The following is a 19,336-nucleotide window of genomic DNA, read 5'->3' on the forward strand; positions in this document are numbered from 1 at the left end:
GGGTCACGCCCTTCTGCGGGCCGAAAACCGCTGCCGCTCCCTCGGGCCCGAGCAGCGGTGACGTGACGTCGCTGAGGACGGTGACGCCGCGCGGGGGGAGCGGTCGCAGCGACGTGCGGTCGACCGCGGCCACGTGGTCGAGCAGGGTGCCGCCGGTGGCGCTCGAGGCGTCGGCGCTGTCGTCCAGCGCGATCCCGAGTCCGAGCGCCCGGAGCGCCCCGACCCCGCCGTCCGTCGAGGCGCTGCCGCCGATGCCGAGCAGGAGGCCGGTCGCCCCAGCGTCGAGCGCGGCCGCTACCGCCTGCCCGAAGCCGGTCGTGTGCGCGGAGTCGGGCTCCGGCTCGTCCAGCAGACCAAGCCCGCTCGTCGCCGCGAGTTCGACGACCGCGCGGCCGTCCGGCAGCCGGAGCCAGGAGGACTCGACGGGACGGTCGTCCGGCCCGGTCACCCGCACCGGCACGCGCTCACTGCCGGGGACGGCGGCGGCGAAGGCGTCGAGCGTGCCCTCCCCGCCGTCGGCCATCGGCAGGACGACGAGCTCGTCGTCGGGCCGTTCGGTCCGCCAGCCCTCCGCGACGGCCGCGGCGATGTCGGCCGCGGACGCGGTGCCCTTGAAGGAGTCCGGTGCGATGACGACGCGCATGGGGTCACGCTACCGGCGCCGAGGGGCCCGATCTCGCGCTGGGGCGCACGGTGGAGAAAAGGAAGACCCGGCGCCAGAGACGCCGGGTGGGTGGCTCCAGTATGACACACATCACGAGTGTCACCAACCGGTAGGGCGCCGAAGCCGCCCGACCTCTTCTGGCAGTTGGACATCGCTGAAGTCCTCCGGCCGCAAGGTGTACCACCAGTGCCCACCGACACCGGCGGCGGAGTCCCCACGCAGCCGTCCGGCAGTCGGGCCCGGGGTCGGGTTGACCATGCCGACCTGAACGAGGGTCCGGGCATGCGCCACCGGGAAGGCCAGATCGCTGTCGTTGCTGACGACGATGGCGGCGTCGACGCGCCCGTCGAGCACGTCGATGAGGAGGTGAGAGGCAACGTTGACGTCCGACCCCTTCTCCTCACGCCGGGCGACCGACACGATGAACGATGCGCCTGGGACGTCCGCCCCGTCTGCGTCTTTCACTTGTACGGGCCAGTCCGAGCGTGCGAGTGTCGGGCGGCCACGGCGGTCCGGAACGGCGAGTGGCGCTGCTGTCACGCGGGTCACGAAGTTCCCGAAAGCAAGCTCGTCGACGCTCCGCGCCGCAGCGAGGGCCCTGAGGTAGGTGTCCTGATCACGCTGCCCGCTGACGTTCCCGACACCGCTGATACGCGCTGTGCAGAAGACCACGCGCTCCAGAACCGCACCGCGCCATCCAGATCGGGCCACGAGCCGTTCACCGAAGGAGCGGAGGTCGAGCCACCTCCACCCGGTTGAAGCGCGTCCGCAGAGGCCCCTACCGCCGTAGTAGAGGTTGAAGCCGTCGACGTAGAGTCCCACCCGCATCCCCGAACGGTAGTTGCCCACACGAGCTCGCCACGGGACTTGTGGAGAACCGCGCATGTGATGATCCGCGTACCCCTCGGCACCGCGCACATCACCCTCCGCCTACCGTTGCCGTCATGACCGACGACCGACGCCGTGAACTCGGCTCCACCGACGCACCCGTGGAGGACGAGCTCGCCGAGTCCTTCGACGCGACCATCGAGGAGGGCGCCGAGCGGCTCCAGCGGACGACCCGTGCGGTCCTGGTCACCGGATTCTTCGGCGGCCTCGAGGTCGGCCTCGGCGTGATGGCGTACCTGGCGGTCCTCACCGAGACCGACAGTCACCTGCTCGCCGGACTCGCGTTCGGCATCGGCTTCATCGCCCTGCACCTGGCGCACAGCGAGCTCTTCACCGAGAACTTCCTCATGCCGGTCGCGGCCGTGGTCGCCCGCGAGGGGACCGTGCTGCAGCTCGTGAAGCTCTGGGGCGGCACCCTCCTGGCGAACCTGGCGGGCGGCTGGCTCTTCATGTGGCTCGTCGTGCACGCGTTCCCGCAGTGGCACGTCACCCTGGCGGAGTCGGCCCGGCACTTCATCGACGCGCCCTTCGGCCTGCAGAGCATCGTGCTCGCCGTCCTCGGTGGCAGCACCATCACGTTGATGACCCGCATGCAGCAGGGCACCGACTCGGACCCGGCGAAGCTCGTGGCCGCCGTCGCGGGCGGCTTCCTGCTCGCCGGCCTGCAGCTCTTCCACTCGATCCTGGACTCGCTGCTCGTGTTCGGCGCGATCCAGTCCGGCGAGGACATCACGTACGGGCAGTGGCTCGGGTGGTTCGGCTACACGCTGCTGTTCAACGTCCTCGGCGGGCTGGTGCTCGTGACGGCACTGCGGCTGCTCCGCACGAAGGAGCTCATGCAGGACCGGCGCCACGGCTCCCAGGACGACCCGGAGCGCGCCGACCACGAGCAGGGCTGACGCGCGGCGGTACCCGAGTGGACGGCTCAGAGCGCGAACCGCGGGTGCGGCACCCCACCGGTCGCCAGGTCCGCGAGCATCTCCCCGAGCACCGGCGCGAACTTGAACCCGTGCCCGGAGAACCCGGTCGCGACGGTCAGCGGTCCGCGGCGGTCCATCACGAAGTCGTCGCTCGGGGAGTTGTCGTACAAGCAGCTGATCAGCGCTGGAGCCGTGGCATCGACGCCCGGCACGAACCGGGCCACGTACGCCTGCAGCCGCTCGACCTCGGCGGCGACCGGTGTCCGGTCGCGAGCGTCGGGGTCGACGACCGGGCCGACGCCGTGGAACCCGACCTTCACGCCCTCGCCCGGCGTCAGCAGGCCGTACACGTCCCCGCCGTCGAGCGGGTAGTGCACGAAGGACGGCCACGGGTCGTCCGGCAGGTGGCTGGGGAAGTGCGCGGGCTGCTCCTGCGTGACCCGGATGGCCGGGAGGCTCGCCCCGCGTCCGGCGAACAGCTCGCCGACCAGCGTGGGCGCCCAGGAGCCGACCGCCGCCACGACGCTCGGCGTCATCACCGCGGTTCCGTCGTCGAGGTGGACGGTCACGGTGTGGCCGTGGTCGTCGAGCCCCGTCACCCGGACCCCGAAGCGGAGGGCCGCTCCGTCGGACGCGGCCAGGTCGAGCAACGCCTCGATCGTCTCGGCCGATCGGATCCGGCCGGCGGTGCCGTGCGCGAGCACATGACCCTCGAACGCCAGTCCCGGCCAGCGGGCCGCGGCCTCGTCGAGGTCGAGCCGCTCGAACGGCACGCCGGCACGCTCGAGTGCGTGCGCGATCGCGTCGATGACCTCGGGCCGACCGTGGTCGACGGCCCCGGTGCGGTCGAGCAGGGTCCGACCGGACGCGGCCTCGAGCGCTGCCCAGGCGTCCCAGGCGCGCTGCGTGAGGGTGACGTAGTCCGGCTCGGTGTAGCCCATCCGGAAGATCCGCGTCGCTCCGTGTGAGGAGCCGTGCTCGTGCCCGCGGTCGTGTTGTTCCACGAGCAGGACCTGCTCTCCGCGGGCGGCCAGGGACCGGGCCGCTGCGGCGCCGACGACACCTCCGCCGACGACGACGTGGTCGAGCCGCGACGTCCACGGAGTGGAGCGTCGTCCTGCCGGGGCGTGGGGCATGCCTTCACAGTAGGGCGTCCGTCAGGGCGGAGGTGGTCCGCCCGACGCGGCGCTCGTCCGACGCGACGCCGTCGATTCCGGTTTCCTCAGCCGATCAGCGGACGGGTCTTCCTACGAACTCGTGGGGGGTGTGACCGCCACTCGCTCGTCCTGCTCCCGAGCCTCCGCTCAGCGCTCGGTGGGCGTGGTCGAGTCGCGCACGCGACCGCGTTGCGGGTAATCGCTTGCTGTTCTCCAGGGTCGCCAGACCGTGGACCGTCGCCCAGGCCACCTCGGCTTCGGTGTCGTCCGGGCCGGGGAACGCCGCGCGGATCCCGGCGAAGGCGCGCTTGAGCGCGTCCGGGCCGCGTCCGGAACCGAACTCGAGGCCCGACGGCATCGAGAACATCGCCTCGTAGACGCGCGGTTGATCGGCGGCGAAGTCGAGGTAGGCCTGCATCCGCGCCAGTGGCTCCGCAGGCACGGCCTCCAATGCGGTCGCGATCGCTTCGAACCCGGCGAGCGCGACGGCGTCGATGAGTGCCTGGCGGCCGCCGGCGAACGCGGAGTAGATCACCGGCTGGGTCACCCCGATCTCGGACGCGAGCCGACGCATGGTGACGGCTTCCCACCCCTCGGCTTCCGCGACCTTGCGAGCCGCCCGGAGGATCTGGTCGCGCCGGAGATCGAGGTCAGGAGCAGGTCGTGGAGACATAGGTCCAGAGTAGCAGAAAGCGGTTACATAACGTCGGTATACAACGGCCCCATCGACTGTTAGCGTCGAGGCATAACGTCGTTAGCCAACAACGGAAGGTCCTCCCATGGTCATCACCGCCCTCGTCGTTGCCGTCCTCGGCTGTCTCTTCATCCTCTTCATCGGCGGCTGGTTCCTCGTGGCTCCGGCGCTCGCCACCGCCGGGTTCGGCATCGCTGAGGACCGCCGGCGAGCATTCACGAGCATCAAGGGCGTCCGCGACATCACCTCCGGCATCGTGCCGCTGGTGGTCCTGCTGGTCGCCGACCCGCACGTGTTCGGCTGGGCGCTCCTCGCCGCGGCGATCACGCCGATCGGTGACGCCGTCATCGTCGTCACGAACGGCGGAACCCTCCGCCAGGCCCTCGGCGTGCACGCGGCGACGGCACTCGTGCTCGTCATCGCAGGCCTCGTCCTCGCACTCGGCTAGATCGGACGCCACTCCTCGCGGCTCGGCCGCCCCGCCACCCGCCTCATCCCCCCACCCTGCTCCACCACCACGAAAGGCAACACGCATGCGCACCACGAACGAGCACGACGACACCGACGGCACCGCCATCGAGAACATCGTGCGGGCCTTCTACGAGCCCTTCCGCACCGGAGACACCACCATCTACGACGAGGTCCTGGCGGAGGACTGGACGGACCTGCCCCTCGCACCCGGCCAGCAGCAGGGACCTGCCGGCATGGCCGCTCAGATCGCCCTCTTCCGCCACGCGATGCCGGACTACGCCGTCGAGCACCAGGACGTCATCGTTCAGGGCGGCAAGGTCGCCGTCCGCAACACCGTCTCCGGGACGCATCAGGGCGCCTTCATGGGCCACGAACCCACCGGCAAGCGCATCGAGATGCGCACCATGGACGTGCACCAGTTCTGCGACGGGAAGATCATCACCACCTGGCACCTGGAGGACTTCGCCGGCCTCATGAGCCAGCTCAACGCCCCTGCAGACGCCCCGACCCCGGCACCCTGGGGCTGAACCGGGTCACCTCCGGAGAGGGCAGGGACTCATACCGAGTCCCTGCCCTCTCCGCGTGCCTGCCCTGCGGAACACAGCCTGTCCGCACTGCTGGGGATGTTCGTCGACGACGTGGCGCTCATCCGCCGCGACGCCCTCGACTCCGGCTTCCTCAGACGATCCGCGGCCGACGGTCCGTCCCTATGGCCGGCGCAACCCGCGGATGAGCAGCGCGCTGCACACCAGCATCACTCCCGAAAGCAGCACGGCACTCCCGAGGATGGCTGCCGATGTGCTCCCCGCCACGAAGGACACGAGGATGCCGATGACGGCGAGCGGAGCGCCGATGAGCAGGCCCACGAGGTCGGCGGCTCCCTGCTGTTGTGGCTTGTTCATCCGTTCAGGCTAGCGGCGGACAAGAAGGCGTATCCGACCGCTCAGTACCCGTATCGGTCGCCGATCGGCTACCGACCGTTCAGCCTGATGCCGTTCGGGGCGCCACTCGTCGTCCAGGCGAGTCCTACGCTGGGCGCATGCTCCTGAGTGGTGGGTCCGAGCAGCACCGATCGGAACACCGCGTGCTCACGCGCCGTCAGTACGAAGCGATCTTCGGAGCACCTGCAGGCATCACGGTTCCGTCAACGAGAGCGGGCGTTCCGGTGCCCGCGGTGCCGCCCGAGGACTTCGTTCCAGAGCCGGCGGTGGGGGAAGTAGATGTGTGGTTGCCCGAGTGGCAGGTCGACGCGGACGGCTTCGACGTCGCCGTGGGGGGAACGCATCCGGTGGTCGCTGGTCGAGATGGATCAGCGATGGGTCGACCGACCCCTCACCGAGCCGAGGAGCGTGTCACTCCAGCTCGACTTCACCGCCGAGGACCGCGACGACGCGGACCAACTGACTTGGCATGACCTCACCGGGACGGTCACCCGCATCGACCAGGTCTCAGCTCGCTACGTCAGCTCCCGCGACCCAGCAGAGGGTGGCGCGCGCATGCCAGAGGCTGGTGGTGCACAGCAGCACAGCGTGTCCTCACTCTGGGATCGCCGACCTCATCACGGCCGCATCACGAGCTGGATCGTCCGCGTCCAGTCCTGATCGCAGCGATCCTCCTTCGCCCACGCGTCGCCTGGAGCAGCAAGGATGCTGACCGCTGTGTCCACGAGGGCTCCGGTCAGGATCCGCTACCGAATGTTCCGTGCCCACGACGCTCGTGACCGTGCTGCCCGTCGCCTCGGTACGCACACGAACGGGAGGAGGAGTGCGGGGCTCAGGCACAGACCGACGCCGGTCCCCGCGATCACCGTCAGCGTCCAGTCGTCCTCGAGGAACGTCACCTGCTGTCCCGTCGGTCCTGTCAGTGTGCAGTCGGTGCCGAGTGGCCAGGACGACGGAGTCACACTGCCTCCGACCTCTTCCTCGAATCGTGCACCGACGACGGACGGGTCGTGTCCCGAGCAGCCCGAACCGTGGTCCCCACCGACAAGACTGCCGTGGGCTGCGACAAGAGCGAACGCGAAGAGGAATGCGCCGGTGACCACGGCCGAACCCGTGAGGACCCAGAATCGCCCCCCACCGAGGAGCCGACGGCGTGCGGGCCGGGCGATCACACCGTCGAGCCCAGAGCATCGGTGCGGACACAGTCCGGCGACCACTGCGCTCGCTTGCTGTCATCGGCACCTGCTCCGAGACTCATCGACTCGGTCGACGCGTGGTTGCGGGATCCGGTCACCGCCACGACCCGTGGTCCGGCAGGAACCCTGTGACCGCCAGGACGACGAACAGGGTCCCGATGGCCGCCATGACGATCCCGATAAACCGGACGAAGCCTGGCGTCAACGGGCGTCCGTTCGCGAGCTGGTCGCCGCCCAGCTTCTGCGCCCACTGGTTGAAGATCGCGATCGTCAGACCCCACAGTGCGGCGACGGCTCCGCCGATCCCGAAGATGAGTTGCGGGTTCATCAACCTCTCCGGCGTGCGAGCTGGTTGCGGAGGTTCCGGACGAACACCGCTTCAAGACCGACCGCGATGACGAACCCGACGACGGCGAACGCGATGTGGCCCGGGTCCCGACCTGAGGTGAGCGCGATGACCGGCAGCGCGACCACGATGACGCCGCAGACCACGACGTTGAGGACGGCCCCGATCACCCCGCCGGGGGTGCGGCCGGTGCGTTGCATCCAAGGTGTGGGCATGTCTCAGATCCTATTGAGAGGCGGCATGCTGCCGTTCTGAGCACACCGCACTGCTGCGGAGCGGGCTGCGTACCGTAGGTGCATGACGGTGACCCTGACCAGGACCGACCCGGAGGGCCAGGACCGGGAGGCCCTGATCGCCTTCCACACGTCGGCGGAGTTCCCCTTCCACGTGCGCGCTCGGCCGGGGCGGGCGGACATGGAGCGTGTCCTCGACGCCGGCACCTTCCGCGACGAGGACCACGAGTCGTGGTGGATCGATGACCATGACGCCGGTCGGATCGGTCTGGTCGTGCTCGAAGACCTGCAAGAGCCGTCGCCACTGCTTGATCTCCGGCTCGCGCCCGCTTTCCGTGGGCAGGGTCTGGGCGTGGTCGCGCTCCGCGCGGTGACCGATCACGTCTTCCGCGCGATGCCGGCCGTGCCACGGCTCGAGGGCCAGACGCGCGAAGACAACATCGCCATGCGCCGGGTGTTCCTCCGTGCCGGGTGGGTGAAGGAAGCGCACTACCGGGAGTCGTGGCCGGTCGAGGGCGGGCCTGCGCTGGCGTCGGTGGCGTACGCGGTGCTCCGCCGCGATTGGGAGACCGGTACGACCACGACGTTCGTGTGGGATGACGTCACACTCACGGACTGACGCCAGCAGAGGAGCGGCCGGCGTGAGCCAGCGCGCGGCGATGCTCGGTGACGACACCGACACGGCTGGGAAGCCGTACCGCCGGGTGGTCGTGCCAAGCTGTCGGTCATGGGGTGGACGAAGCAGTTGCCGACGTGGATCGTCGGAGTCATCATGGCGGTCCTGTTCGCCGCGCTGTGGTTCGCGTTCACGTTCGTCACCGCGCCGGAACTCGGCATCGGAGCTCGAGCGCTCGTGTCTGCATTGGTCGGGGCGCTGTATGGCGTCGGGATGGGGCTGTGGCTCGGGCGGACACGACGCGGGTACGGCGGGGTAGCACGACGACCCGACTTCGGCCGGGCCGTCCGCCGCGGCACCGTTCCGGCCGACGTGGACGTGGACGAGTGGCGGCGCGCGGTGGAGCACCATCAGCGGCAGTACCTGCCACTGCGCTGGGCGGCGCCGCTGCTGTACCTGCCGATGACCGCCCTCGCCATCTGGCTCGCGGTCACCGGTCAGCCGCTGTTCTGGATCGGTGCGGTCTTCTTCCTCGCCGTGTTCATCGGCACCGCTGTCACCACTCCACGAGTGCTCCGGAAGACGGAGACGATGCTCGCCGAGCTCGACCGACGGAAGAGCGTGCAGCAGACCGTCCGGTGACGGTCGTCGGTCGCCGCCACGGCGAGACTCCGGTCGCACAGAGGATGGACATCCCCCCGTCGCCCTGGCCTCGGCATGGAGATCGTACGTCCCGGGAGTCAACAGGGAGCGGTTCCGCTCGGAAGCCAACGGGGGTGGGGGGAGAGTCTCAGCTGAATCGAGAGAGGAACGACCGCGCTGAGCAGCGATGTCCTTTCTCAAGTCAGGTGAGACTCCTTCGCAGCGATGAGACCATGCGGCGCTTGAGAACGCCAGGTTCCAGCGTCGCAGAATCTTCTCACTCGACGTGAGACCTTCTGAGCCGACTGCCCAGGACGACGAAAACGACGGCGAAGCTAGTGGGCTTCGCCGTCGTTTTCGTGTTGTTCAGTTCTAGTTGAGGATCCTGTCCTCGGGTTCGCAGTCGGTGCAGCCGCGTGACTTCCGACGGTTCGGGACGCTCTGTTGCTTGACGTGTCCGAAGGCGCACTTCCACCAGTAGCGGTCGGTTCCGGCGAACATGAGCTCGGGCCGCTTGGGGACGTTGAGGTAGTCGTGCCATTCGGTGACGAGGAGCGGGTCGGTGGTTGCGAGGTCGTTGACTCGGAGGACCAGTCGTCGGCTGGAGCAGAGCGAGCATCCGTAGCCCTGGACCTTTCGGTCGATGCGCTGCGGGTACCAGTGGGCGGCGCTGGTGGTGCACAGCCAGTAGACCTCGTCGTTCGAGCCGTAGGAGTAGTCCTCGGGCTGCTTGCCGTTGTTGCGGGTGGGGTGCCACTGGGCGGCGATGTCGGGGTGCGTGTCGACGAGGCTCGTGCGCGTGCTTCGGAGTCGGGCGCGGCGGCAGGGCTCGCAGCCGGAGCCTTGGCTGCGGTTGTAGAGGGACATCTTGTAGTGGTGTCCGCAGTCGGGGCAGATCCATTCGGGCTTGTCTCCGCTGCCGGCGCACATCTTCGTGGCGGGGTGACCTGCCTCGTACGCGGGGTCGAGTTCGGCGGCGAGGCGGGGGGTGGGTGGTGGTGAGGTCGTTGATGCCGGGGACGATGGTGCGGTTGCTGCAGATGCCGCAGTTGGTCCCGCCCTGGGTTCGGTTTGATGCGGTGGCCCAGTAGACGTGTCGGTTGCGTGGGCAGCGCCACGCGAGGCTGAGTCGGGCTGCGGCCTGGATGGTCTGAGCGGTGTTCTTGCCGTTGAGAACAGGGTCGAGCTCTTTGGCGATGTCGGGGTGCGTGGTTGCGAGGTCGTTGTAGCCGGGGGGCGACGGCGCTGTTGGTGCAGACGGGGCATCGGCCCTTGCTGGAGTGCTGGTGTCCGTGGTCGCAGATGACGAGGCCGCCGCGGCCGAGCCGGAGGCCACTGGTGCGCTTGTCTTCGGCGTTGTAGGACGTGAAGGGGATGACCTGGTGTGCGGCGACGTACGCATCGGCGAGGTGCTGCGGGGCGGCGAGGTCGTGTGCCCAGGCAGGTTCGTACGGTGTTGCCGTGATGACTGCGTGGCGGAGGGCCCAGAAGGTCGGGCGGAAGTAACCCCACAGCGCGGCGGTGACCGGGGTAGCGTTGCGTCCGGTGAGACCGGTTACAGCGTCAGTGAGGACGGCGTAGGCGTGCGCATAGTCCTTGCCAGGGCGCAGGAGTTGCTCGAGGAACCGACCGGTGGTCACCGCGGCGGCGACATCGACGATGACGGCAAGGTCTGCGACGTCGCCGTTGCCGATTCGAGCGGTCGCACTCCGAAGAACGTTGTAGAGGTGCGGGGTCAGCCGGCCGCTCTTCTGGAGCCGGTCGAAGCGGAGTGCTGCGCGGGTGGTGGTGGCGTCGACCGTGCTTTGCCTGGTGGAGAGGTCGAGTCCGACCCAGCGACGGTGCCGGATGCACACCGGGTTGGTGAAGCCGGGCGCTTGCACGACGGTTTCGCCCTTGGTGCAGAGGGCGCACATCAGCCGCACGTTGCCGGCGTCCGGGCAGAGCTCGCAGCGGTGTTCGCCACCGTTGAGTTCGGCAGTGGAGAGCGGGACGCCGAAGCGGAGGTGGCGGCCGGTCTTCTGCTCGAGCACGTCCTGCCAGGTCAGGGTCGCCGATTCAGCTTTAGCGGCGCGGAGCAGCTGTTTCTGGTGCGTGTCGAGTTCGCGGTTTGCCGTCAGCAGTCGGCGGGTGTAGCTGGGTTCGGTCTCTCGGTGGAGGGGCTTGACGGTCATCGGGTAGCGGCGGGTGAGGAGGTCGTTCATGCTGCGATTCCTGGCAGGAGGGTCTTCTTGCTGCGGGCGTTGCGGGCGGTGTGCTCGGCGTATGCGGACTCGGCGGCGGCGTCGAGTTCCTGTGCGTCGAGCAGCGCCCGGTCGATGCGCTCGAAGGGGATGGTCGGGTCGGTGATGGCTTCGGTGGCGGCACCGGTGAGGAGCCGTCCGAGGCTGCCAATGGAACCGTTCGTGCGGGCGTGGAGGTAGTCGGCGAGGTCCGCGAGGGAGCCGTGTTCGTGGTGGCGCAGTGGGAGGTGCTTCTCGAAGGTGTTGATGATTCTCTTCCAAGCCTTCGCGTCCGTCTGGTTGCTGAGGTTGTACGGGCGCAGTTCCAGCAGGGAGAACCGTCCGCCGATCTGTGCTCCGCGTTCTGTGGCGAGCATCTTCTTCACGTTGATGCCGGCGTAGAGGAACGTCGCGGGGAGGTCGTTGTGGAGGTTCTTGAGCAGGTCGTGGGATTCGCCGTTGCCTTGTGTGTGGCGGGAGAGGTTGTGGAGTTCGTCGATGACGACGAGCTGGGTACCGGCGGCGTTGAGGAGGTCGACGACGCGGTTGCGGATGCTCAGCATGGTTTCGCTGCTGCTGACGGTGAGGCCGAAGAAGTCGGCGAAGGTGCGCATGAGGAGTTTGCCGGTGGAGCCGGCGGGAACCTCGATGTAGACCACGGGGATGCGGTTGTGTGCGCGGAAGTCGGGGAACTGGGTTCCGTAGGAGCGGTAGATGTGCCGCATGAGGCTCTTGCAGAGCGTGGTTTTGCCGAGGGTCGAGTTGCCGGAGATGACGAGTCCGGCGTGGCCGGAGTTCCGGCCGGCGTTCGCGGCAAATGCCTTCTCGAGCTGTGTGCGGGCCTTGGTGTAGTGCGGCGTGGCGAGGACGATGCCGCCGGAGAGGTAGAGGATTCGGGCTCGGTCGTGTGCGGCCCGAGCTTCTGCCGTCAACGCTTCGTACGCGTGGTCGTCGAGTGCGGCGGGCGCTGTGGAGCTGCCGGAGAGGAACGCGTCGAGGGTCTCGAGGCGGTGCAGGGCTGCGGGGCGGTCGTCGCCGTGGAAGTGAATCATCGGTGGGTCGTTTCAGTCGAGGACGTAGATGACGTCGTCGTCGTCATCGTCGGTGGGGTCGGTGGGGTCGGTGGAGGGAAGGTTCGGCGTACTTTCGATGGCCGTGTGCAGCGGCGCCCCGGCAAGTGCCGCGGTGACTGCGGCGACGTCGCCGCGGTCAGTTTCGGCGTCGGTGAGGGTGAAGTCGTTGTCTTCGAGGTGCGGGTAGAAGAGCGCGTCTTCGTTGCGGACGGTGCACTCAATCCAGCCGCCCTTCGGGTCGGCGACCCAGGCTTTCACCGGGTTGTAGGGGTCGAGCTTGACTTCGTGCCTGCCGTTGCGGCGCCGGAGGTCCGACTTGGTGTTGCGGAGCGGGTCGAGTCCCTCGGCGTCGAACTGGCGGTAGTTGATGGTGACGCCGGTGTCGGTGACGTGCCGGTACATGGTGGGCAGCATCGCGATGTAGTCGTCACCGGTGAAGGTCGTTTCGAGGTTGCTGGTCAGCCTCGAGGCGGCGGCGAACATCTGGTACGGCGTCAGCTTGTTTTCCGGGTGCATCAGGTCGCGGAGGCCGCCGTGCGGGCGGTGGTTCCAGACCTTGAGGAACCAGTCGTCGAGGAGTTCGTGGAGGGCGTAGATGTCCATGAGCTCTTCGCGCTCAACCTTGTAGCCGCGGAACTCGGGGGGAGCGACCGACGTAGCCGTACCGGTACTGCAGGAGGAGAGAGTCGATGCTGCCGAAGTTGCGCTCGACGAGCGGCTTGCCGGTTGGGGTGTGCGGGGCGCTGTAGCGGATGTCGACCCCGTGCATCTCGGCGGCGGCGCGGAACGCTTCCGAGATGAAGTCCTTCCCGTTATCCATCACAATGCAGCGGGGGGTGCACGAACGGTCGCGACTGCTCGTATTCGCGACGTTCCTCCGCGCTCATGAGCGTCACGGAGGGGTTCATCCGCTGCACCATCTCCCGGAACACGGCGTTGTTCGGGCGATTCTGCGGCGGCGTCAGGGCCTGCGCGAGAAGTGCGACGTGGTCGACCGCCTTCCCTGCGACGAGGCGGAGGGTGAACGCGAGGACGAGCCGTGTGGCGCGGTCGAGCAGCACCGTCAGGATGGGGCGGACGGGTTCGCCACTGGGCGACTTCACGAGGATGTCAAGTGTCGTGGAGTCGACCTGGACCTCGGCGCCGGGCAGCAGTTCCATGCGAGTGTTGAAGACGCGCTTCGGTCGGTTCTCCAGTGACCGTCGGGTCGATGCGGAGCCGGTTGTGTGCTTGCCCTTGGTCAGCAGGTCGATGTACCGGTACATCGTCGCGTTCGATGGCATGTCCGGAGCTTCGGCGCCGTGCCACTTCACGAGGTTCGCCGCTGTCTCGGCGATGAGGCGGCTCTTCGTACCGGTCGACCGGTTCTTCTGGTCCGCGATGACGGCGCACAGTGCGTCGTAGACGTCGGGGTTGATGTTCTTGAGCGGCGGGTCTGAGCGCTGCGCCCGGCCATCAGCGAGCGCAGATGCGCCATCCTCCCGCCAAGCCTTGAGCTTGCGCATCACCGTGGCGCGGGACGCAGCCTGTCCGTTCTTTTGTAGCTCCTGCACCTTCGCCGCGACGCGCTCGTTCTGCGTGGTCTTCTCGATGTCGTACTCCGGACGGCGCTCGGCCCGACCGGGGTTCACGCCGGTCTCGATTTCCGCGAGGTGGTCCGCCATCGTGACCGCGGCTGCTCTGGTCTTGTCTGGCAGGTTCTCGAATCGACGGACGATCTCGGGGAACGCCTGCGGCAGACCGACGACCTGCTGGCTGAGCTCTGCGATGTGCATGTCCTGGGTCTCACTCGTGGCGGTGTTGCGGAGGCGGATGACGCTGCCGAAGCGGGCGACGAACTGGTAGATGCTGCCGTCGCGGAGCTCGATGGGGTCGTCGACGTTGATGCTGGTCATGGGAGGGTCCGTTCGATGAGCGTGCGGTCAGAGATGGGGGCGGTGAGGTCGAGGCTGAAGAGGCCGCTCCAGATGAGGTGGTACAGACCGGCGCGGCCGCGGTCGAGGGCGTCGGGAGCGAGCAGCCGAGCGACGTCGCGGAGAGGAAGCGGCCGATGCAGCGCGTCGACCGTTCGGGCTACGTCTTCCGGTAGGGGGGCGGTAGCCGTGGTGCTTGAATCCGGCTATCCACGACAGGTTCACGTCGACCTGGCGAGGCAGCTCGTGGTGCACCTCGTAGTGAAAGCCAACGTGCTCGCAGAAGGCGCGAGTCTTCGCGAACTGCTCCTGGAACTTCGGGATGTACTTGCTCGGCTTCACGTCGCGAAGCACCTGACGGTGGTCGCTGTGGAGGGTGAGGATGTCCGGCGTGTGCGAGGTGCCGTCCGCGAAGTCGATGCGCACGGGCTGCGCGCTGAGGGCGATGACGTCTTCCGACATGTCGAGCCACCGCATGACTTGCGCTTCGAGCTGCGATTCGTGCCAGACGTGCTTCCTGGCGCCGGTGAAGAAGTAGAGGCCCTGGATGTTCTTTTGGCGCGGGTATCGGTGCGGCTGGCGGAAGAGCGCAACGTCGTAGAGCTCTCGGTTCAGCAGGTCCGAGTTCGCAGCCGCCGTCTTCGGGCGGGCGCGCTCCACGTTCGGCATCCATGTGACGGTCGCCGGCAGCGCAAGCGCCGCAGCGTCCGCCGAGGTCAGCGTGCGCTGCGGCGTTCTGCTCCTCGGCTTAGAGGCCCGTGGTCGCGGGAGGGCTCGCGAACCGAAGGCCAGGGCCGGGTTCAGCGGGGTGGTGAGGGTCATGTCCACCCCCTGTGCTGCGACGCCGACGCCAGCGGGGCAGAAACACAATTTGAGTCCTGCTTCTGGCATGAATATGCTCCTTTTGGTGCGTTTTCGGCACGTTTGAGGGATCTGGAAGGGTCGGGATGGCAGGGCCGCGCTTCGTCCCACGGGACTTCGCCGAGGACGCACGGGGCTTCGGGCATACGCCGGTGCTGCGGTGGTTGCAGGCTGCTGACCGGCGGGCGGAGGTGTTCCTCCGCGCCGCGCAGGTGCAGCATCAGCAGGTGCTGCGAATCCGGGAACGGATGCAAGCGCGGGGACTCAGCCCGAAGCAGTACGCAGCGCAGGCGGGGACGAGCTACCCGCGGTTACTTCGACTGCTCCGTGGGGAGGCGATCCTGCGACTCGAGGACATCGCCCTTGCCGACCTGGTCCTCGGGGGGTGTCATCCACGAGCCGGCGGCCGCCGCGCCGACGGAGCCTTCCGCGAGTGACCTGCAGGCGTTGCTGGAAGCGATACCCGAGCGCACCGCGCAAGCGGTCATCGGCCATATCAAGGCAGCGCAGTCACAACGCGTGCCGGGCGCTGCTGGTGCGCGCCCCGGGGCTCGTTCTCGCTGAGCCGTCGGTCCCGCGCGGCGGCGTGAGTGCAGGGTGTGCTGGTTCCTCCTTCCGATAGGTCCCTCGATAGGTCAGTCGCGCGAGGTAGCGATTGCGGTCGTCTGCGGGATCGCTGGCGGGAAAGCCGTCCTGCCTCCGGACGTGTAGCGACCGTAAGCGCCCACAACCCGTTCTGGTTCCTGCTCTTGGACTGAGGTCCTCAGCTGGCAAGACCTCGTCGACGCGATCGCGTCTTCGTCCGCGCATAGCCCTTCCCGGGACCGACCGCCGGTCCCGGGAAGGGACCAATGGACACGTCCAACCGCACGCCCGACTACGTCACCGAGCTTCACCAGCACTACGCCGAAGTCGCCAACCAACCCAGCGCGCTCCTGAGCGTCGACCAGCGCCGCGGTGTCGAGTTCTACCTCGCTGACATCGGGGAGACCGAGCAGCCCGCGACCGTCATCAGGAACTGGATCGCCTTCGTCCACGACCTCGACCGCTTCGTCAGCGCCATCGGACGGCTACCCCGATCCGACTCTCGCCGACCACGTGCACGGACGGAGGAGCAAGCCCTGGTGGATCGGCTCGCGTACCAGCGCCGGCCAGAAGTCCGCGCCGCGCACTGCAGCTACCAGACCCTCCGATTGGAGTCGTTTCCTAGCTTCCGTTGGGAGCCGCAGGAGGAGCGGTGGGCGGAGCAGCTGATGCTGCACCAGTCGTTCTGGGCGGAAACGGGACGAGCCCCTCGCCGTGACGCCCCGGACCCGAAGGAACGAGCAATCGCCCGCTGGGCGACACACCAACGAGCCGCCCAACGCAACGGCACACTCACCCCCCGATCGCGCCCGCCGGCTCCGCCACGCGACCTACCGCATCCTCTAGCTGGCCTGCGGCGTGAGCAGCGTCATCGGCGAGCGCGGTACGGAACTTTCCTGCTCTTGGACGGAGGTCTGTCCGCGAGCACCCGCCGGCGCAGCAGTCTCCGTAGCGTTCAAGCACCAGCAGCCAACGGACGAGACAGCGCGGCGGCTCGTGAGTTAGGCGTCCGAGGAAGCACGAAAGCGAAGGCGTGATGAGCACGAACCGGGAAGAAGCCGAGCACCGCGCACGGCAGCAATTCGCCATCCAGGGCATGGCCCGAATCCCACTCTCCGACCTGCGCGACCAGAGTCCCCCCGAACCTGACCGCGCTCTACGCCGACGTTCAAGAGGGTCAAGCGCTGATCCCTGGCTTGAAGATGGGTCTTGGCGCCCTCACCGTGCAGCGGTGGGAAGCCTCCTACGCTGCCGCCGGTTGGGCGCTCTACGGCGCAGACCTCACCCTCGACATGGGCCATCCGTTCGGGTCGATGTTCTACCGCAACGACGCCGACGGCCGCGTGCTCCGCATCGGGGTGAAGTGGCACCCGCCGGTGCAGCAACTCGAGTTCCCAGCCCTGCATCCCTCGAAGCCTGAGCTCACCTCTGACTGCACGGACGACGAGGTCGCCGCAGTCACCCTCGATGCGAGGAGTCGGATCGGGACGCTTGTCGCGATCAACGCGCAGATCGGGTCATTCGTCGCCACCGAAGAGTCCGAGAACGCGATCCTCGACGCGTCCGGACTCGGACTGGAGCGCCTGTCCGAGGACGACCCGCGGTTGGCTCGCGATGCCTGACCCTCAGTCGCCGCGGTTCGAGCCGATCCCGTTGCGGCTGCTGTCGTTGACTGCTCAGTTCGACGCCGTCGTCTGGCCGGCGCTGGTGGGGATGACGTTCACGAACTCCACCGGTCCGGCGATCCTGCAACGGCACGTCACCGTCCGAGCGTCCGACGACAGGTGGACGTTCAGTCTCCTCAACGGCACGCAGCTCATCGAGCCTGCTGACCCGCTGGTGGAAGCGGCGACCCAGGTGATGAACGTGTTACAGGGGCTCCGTTCAATGGGTCGTGGTGGCGAAGCGGCTGGCCCTGCTGATGTCTGACCGGAAGTGGGTGCAGAACATCCGGCACCACCAGACGGTCCTGTCATTGCCATTCGGACTCGGCTGGACCATCGACATCACCCAGACACTGACCGCCCTCGCCGCCGCCGGTATGCCCGCCCAGGTGGAAGCGTTCGACCGGCTCCGGTTCGAGGACGGCCGGACTGCGTTCCTCGCCACTCCAGACCCCACCACCACCGCTCAGGACGGAGCTGGGGACGGCCACCACGACGACGTGGTCCTCCTGCCAGGTGGATCGGAGGGCGGAGTCCTGTCGCTTGTGCGCCGGTATCCGGACTTGGTGGTCGTGAATGGGAAGCGGCAACGCGTCTGGGCGAACGGCCGGCAAGTGCACGGAACATCGATGCAACGAGACGCGACACCGGGCTGGCGTCACGTGTTCGCCGTTGCCCGGACCATCGCCCTGCGCGGTGGCGGCACGCATGCCGTCGCGGAACACATCGGCATCCCGGCGGACGACGTCCGTGCAGCCCTTCCTGCCCTCGGGCAGACCGTGTTTCATACGCCGTTGGGGTGGGAAGCGACGGACCGGCCGTCGCTCATCGACTGGGCTCTCGCCGCCTACCCGGGCCCCGGCGGAGTGCGCACCTGCTGGCACCGCGACGACACCATCGACGCGCAAGCAGATGAGCTCATCGGGCTCGGCGGGGTGATGTCGGACCGGTGGGCGGCGCAGCAGGCCGGCGTCTTGGTCCCGCCGAACCGGCTGACCGCGTTCTTCGCGAAGCATCCCGACATGCAGGCGCTCGGCTATGAGCCCGCATCGGCGGATGACGCCACCGTGGCGGTCGTCATCCCGCAGGACACCACCATCCTGACCGCGGCCGAGGGGTGCTGCACGGATGAGTTCATCACAGCGCACGTCATCCACGAAGACAGCTGGGTGGCCGCGAACACCGACGTGGTGAACGCGTTACGGCAGCTGCTGCACTTCCAATCGGACCTCGCCCACGACCTCCGCTGGCACCCCAATGGAAGTTGACGAGGGGACGCCGTTGATGTTGCAGCTGCTGTCTATGACCTTGGCATTCGACGACACCCGCTTCTTCGGCTCCGTCATGTTCACCAACCCCACCCACCCCACCGACAAGCCCTCGGTCGTCCTCGTCGACCACGCCGACCAGGCGCCGTGGTTCCGGCTCAGCAACGTCGACCCAGACGTCCAGGACCCGTCGGATCCGGCGATGGTCGAAGCGGACCGGATCATGCGGTTCATCCTCACCTGGGCACCAGAACGCCTCGGCCGCACCCGCCCCGAACCCGACCAGTCCTGACCCACCCCGCACCACTCCCAACTTCTTTGGAGGTACTCACTGATGATGCGTCTGGTATCCATGCACCTCTCGAACGACCGGATCCTCTGGGGACATGTCCTCCTTGAGGACACCGACAACCCGGACGCGCACCTGGCGCAGATCCTCGTCCGTCCCATCGACACGGAGCCCGGGTATGAGCTGTTCGACAAGCACAACACGGTCCTGTCGGACCTGACAGTCCCAGCGACGCGGGAAGCGAACCGCATCGCGCAGACCCTCCTCATCCCCGCCTCCGAAATCGCCCGACGCGAGCAGGCCGCCCGGTCCGTCATCCACTCCGGGTACCTCGAAGGATTCCCCGACGACATGCCCTGGCAGTCACAGCTGTGGATGTACGCCCGCGGGGGAGATTACCCCGGAGCAGCTCAGCGCCTACGCCGACGACAGCCGGCAGATCCCCCCCGCGACCCCGAATACACCGCCGTCAACGCAGCGGACGTACCCGAGGACTGGTGGCGGGCCACGCAGGCCCGGATCCGCCGGCACCTTCTCGACTCGACCCTCACCGAAGCGGAAGCCGCAGCCGCCCTGCAGATCAGCATCCATGAGGTTGGGGAGTTGTTCGGGTCGAACCGGCTGCTGAGCTTCGACCTCGAGGGCGAAGAACGCATCCCTGACTGACAACTCGTCAGGCCGGCCCTGCCCGAG

At 68.1% G+C, this 19,336-nt stretch carries 24 protein-coding genes and 3 pseudogenes; 12 read left to right on the top strand and 15 right to left on the bottom strand.

Going from position 1 to position 19,336, the window contains the following annotated elements; genetic code table 11:
* Positions 1–55: 55 nt before the first annotated feature.
* Both DEJ15_RS17675 and DEJ15_RS04070 read right to left on the bottom strand, forming a co-directional pair.
* Positions 56–643: pseudogene (locus DEJ15_RS17675) on the bottom strand (glycerate kinase); the annotation flags it as partial.
* A gap of 120 nt (positions 644–763) precedes the next feature.
* On the bottom strand, positions 764–1,492 hold the full coding sequence (locus DEJ15_RS04070) for an NYN domain-containing protein (protein ID WP_110823185.1): 729 nt from the start codon (positions 1,490–1,492) through the stop codon (positions 764–766).
* A gap of 116 nt (positions 1,493–1,608) precedes the next feature.
* Between DEJ15_RS04070 and DEJ15_RS04075 the strand changes: the two genes are divergently transcribed.
* On the top strand, positions 1,609–2,451 hold the full coding sequence (locus DEJ15_RS04075) for a formate/nitrite transporter family protein (protein WP_110823187.1): 843 nt from the start codon (positions 1,609–1,611) through the stop codon (positions 2,449–2,451).
* Between the two features lie 26 nt (positions 2,452–2,477).
* Here the strand turns inward: DEJ15_RS04075 and DEJ15_RS04080 are convergent, their stop codons facing one another.
* Both DEJ15_RS04080 and DEJ15_RS04085 read right to left on the bottom strand, forming a co-directional pair.
* Positions 2,478–3,608 (bottom strand): FAD-dependent oxidoreductase, encoded by a 1,131-nt coding sequence (locus DEJ15_RS04080; RefSeq protein ID WP_110823189.1) that lies wholly within the window; start codon positions 3,606–3,608, stop codon positions 2,478–2,480.
* Positions 3,609–3,702: 94 nt separating this feature from the next.
* Positions 3,703–4,302, bottom strand: coding sequence for a TetR/AcrR family transcriptional regulator (locus tag DEJ15_RS04085; RefSeq protein ID WP_284175657.1), 600 nt, complete (start codon positions 4,300–4,302; stop codon positions 3,703–3,705).
* Between the two features lie 106 nt (positions 4,303–4,408).
* On the opposite strand from DEJ15_RS04085, the gene DEJ15_RS04090 reads away from it, so the two are divergent.
* Complete coding sequence (locus DEJ15_RS04090; protein ID WP_110823193.1) at positions 4,409–4,771, top strand: DUF4267 domain-containing protein; 363 nt, start codon at positions 4,409–4,411, stop codon at positions 4,769–4,771.
* A gap of 85 nt (positions 4,772–4,856) precedes the next feature.
* A complete protein-coding gene (locus DEJ15_RS04095; protein ID WP_110823195.1) occupies positions 4,857–5,321 on the top strand; it encodes an ester cyclase in 465 nt (154 codons plus the stop codon).
* A 180-nt stretch (positions 5,322–5,501) separates the two neighbouring features.
* On the opposite strand, the gene DEJ15_RS04100 is transcribed toward DEJ15_RS04095, so the two are convergent.
* Positions 5,502–5,696: a hypothetical protein gene (locus tag DEJ15_RS04100; RefSeq protein ID WP_110823197.1), complete on the bottom strand. Its 195-nt coding sequence runs from the start codon at positions 5,694–5,696 to the stop codon at positions 5,502–5,504.
* Positions 5,697–6,014: 318 nt separating this feature from the next.
* Here DEJ15_RS04100 and DEJ15_RS04105 point away from each other — a divergent pair, with 318 nt between their 5' ends.
* Positions 6,015–6,395, top strand: coding sequence for a DUF6578 domain-containing protein (locus tag DEJ15_RS04105; protein WP_349814804.1), 381 nt, complete (start codon positions 6,015–6,017; stop codon positions 6,393–6,395).
* A gap of 630 nt (positions 6,396–7,025) precedes the next feature.
* On the opposite strand, the gene DEJ15_RS04110 is transcribed toward DEJ15_RS04105, so the two are convergent.
* Both DEJ15_RS04110 and DEJ15_RS04115 read right to left on the bottom strand, forming a co-directional pair.
* Positions 7,026–7,259: a hypothetical protein gene (locus tag DEJ15_RS04110; protein WP_110823201.1), complete on the bottom strand. Its 234-nt coding sequence runs from the start codon at positions 7,257–7,259 to the stop codon at positions 7,026–7,028.
* Positions 7,259–7,492, bottom strand: coding sequence for a hypothetical protein (locus DEJ15_RS04115; RefSeq protein WP_146232814.1), 234 nt, complete (start codon positions 7,490–7,492; stop codon positions 7,259–7,261). The genes DEJ15_RS04110 and DEJ15_RS04115 overlap by 1 nt, the downstream gene beginning before the upstream one ends.
* 82 nt (positions 7,493–7,574) lie before the next feature.
* Between DEJ15_RS04115 and DEJ15_RS04120 the strand changes: the two genes are divergently transcribed.
* Both DEJ15_RS04120 and DEJ15_RS04125 read left to right on the top strand, forming a co-directional pair.
* Positions 7,575–8,129: a GNAT family N-acetyltransferase gene (locus tag DEJ15_RS04120; protein ID WP_110823205.1), complete on the top strand. Its 555-nt coding sequence runs from the start codon at positions 7,575–7,577 to the stop codon at positions 8,127–8,129.
* 153 nt (positions 8,130–8,282) lie between these two features.
* The gene (locus tag DEJ15_RS04125; protein WP_284175659.1) at positions 8,283–8,768 is read left to right on the top strand and encodes a hypothetical protein; all 486 of its coding nucleotides are present in this window, start codon (positions 8,283–8,285) and stop codon (positions 8,766–8,768) included.
* 372 nt (positions 8,769–9,140) lie between these two features.
* Here the strand turns inward: DEJ15_RS04125 and DEJ15_RS17680 are convergent, their stop codons facing one another.
* The 8 genes and pseudogenes from DEJ15_RS17680 to DEJ15_RS04155 form a co-directional block, all read right to left on the bottom strand.
* Entirely contained in the window at positions 9,141–9,536 is a 396-nt protein-coding gene (locus DEJ15_RS17680) for a zinc-ribbon domain-containing protein (protein WP_349814937.1), read from the bottom strand.
* Positions 9,537–9,596: 60 nt separating this feature from the next.
* Positions 9,597–9,737 (bottom strand): annotated as a pseudogene (locus DEJ15_RS17685) (zinc-ribbon domain-containing protein); the annotation flags it as partial.
* Between the two features lie 70 nt (positions 9,738–9,807).
* Positions 9,808–10,170, bottom strand: a pseudogene (locus DEJ15_RS17690) (zinc-ribbon domain-containing protein); the annotation flags it as partial.
* A 798-nt stretch (positions 10,171–10,968) separates the two neighbouring features.
* Positions 10,969–12,042 carry a TniB family NTP-binding protein gene (locus DEJ15_RS04135; protein WP_110823210.1) on the bottom strand — a complete coding sequence of 358 codons (1,074 nt, stop codon included), beginning with the start codon at positions 12,040–12,042 and terminating at the stop codon, positions 10,969–10,971.
* A gap of 12 nt (positions 12,043–12,054) precedes the next feature.
* Positions 12,055–12,666, bottom strand: a complete 612-nt coding sequence (locus DEJ15_RS04140; protein ID WP_284175661.1) for a hypothetical protein — start codon at positions 12,664–12,666, stop codon at positions 12,055–12,057.
* Positions 12,667–12,679: 13 nt separating this feature from the next.
* Positions 12,680–12,883, bottom strand: a complete 204-nt coding sequence (locus tag DEJ15_RS04145; RefSeq protein ID WP_284175662.1) for a hypothetical protein — start codon at positions 12,881–12,883, stop codon at positions 12,680–12,682.
* On the bottom strand, positions 12,876–13,958 hold the full coding sequence (locus DEJ15_RS04150) for a hypothetical protein (protein ID WP_284175663.1): 1,083 nt from the start codon (positions 13,956–13,958) through the stop codon (positions 12,876–12,878). Before DEJ15_RS04150 ends, DEJ15_RS04145 begins: the two co-directional genes overlap by 8 nt.
* Positions 13,959–13,985: 27 nt before the next feature.
* Positions 13,986–14,798, bottom strand: coding sequence for a hypothetical protein (locus DEJ15_RS04155; protein WP_284175664.1), 813 nt, complete (start codon positions 14,796–14,798; stop codon positions 13,986–13,988).
* A gap of 125 nt (positions 14,799–14,923) precedes the next feature.
* On the opposite strand from DEJ15_RS04155, the gene DEJ15_RS04160 reads away from it, so the two are divergent.
* The 6 genes from DEJ15_RS04160 (at position 14,924) to DEJ15_RS04185 (ending at position 19,309) form a co-directional block, all read left to right on the top strand.
* Positions 14,924–15,274 (top strand): helix-turn-helix domain-containing protein, encoded by a 351-nt coding sequence (locus DEJ15_RS04160; RefSeq protein ID WP_284175665.1) that lies wholly within the window; start codon positions 14,924–14,926, stop codon positions 15,272–15,274.
* Positions 15,275–16,624: 1,350 nt separating this feature from the next.
* A complete protein-coding gene (locus DEJ15_RS04165) occupies positions 16,625–17,044 on the top strand; it encodes a hypothetical protein (RefSeq protein WP_284175666.1) in 420 nt (139 codons plus the stop codon).
* Entirely contained in the window at positions 17,037–17,351 is a 315-nt protein-coding gene (locus tag DEJ15_RS04170; protein ID WP_110823222.1) for a hypothetical protein, read from the top strand. Before DEJ15_RS04165 ends, DEJ15_RS04170 begins: the two co-directional genes overlap by 8 nt.
* Positions 17,320–18,354, top strand: coding sequence for a hypothetical protein (locus DEJ15_RS04175; RefSeq protein ID WP_110858026.1), 1,035 nt, complete (start codon positions 17,320–17,322; stop codon positions 18,352–18,354). The genes DEJ15_RS04170 and DEJ15_RS04175 overlap by 32 nt, the downstream gene beginning before the upstream one ends.
* A 34-nt stretch (positions 18,355–18,388) precedes the next feature.
* The gene (locus DEJ15_RS04180; protein ID WP_110823226.1) at positions 18,389–18,646 is read left to right on the top strand and encodes a hypothetical protein; all 258 of its coding nucleotides are present in this window, start codon (positions 18,389–18,391) and stop codon (positions 18,644–18,646) included.
* Between the two features lie 60 nt (positions 18,647–18,706).
* Positions 18,707–19,309 carry a hypothetical protein gene (locus DEJ15_RS04185; RefSeq protein ID WP_284175667.1) on the top strand — a complete coding sequence of 201 codons (603 nt, stop codon included), beginning with the start codon at positions 18,707–18,709 and terminating at the stop codon, positions 19,307–19,309.
* Positions 19,310–19,336: the final 27 nt, after the last annotated feature.

This window comes from Curtobacterium sp. MCJR17_043, assembly GCF_003224315.2.
Lineage (GTDB): Bacteria > Actinomycetota > Actinomycetes > Actinomycetales > Microbacteriaceae > Curtobacterium.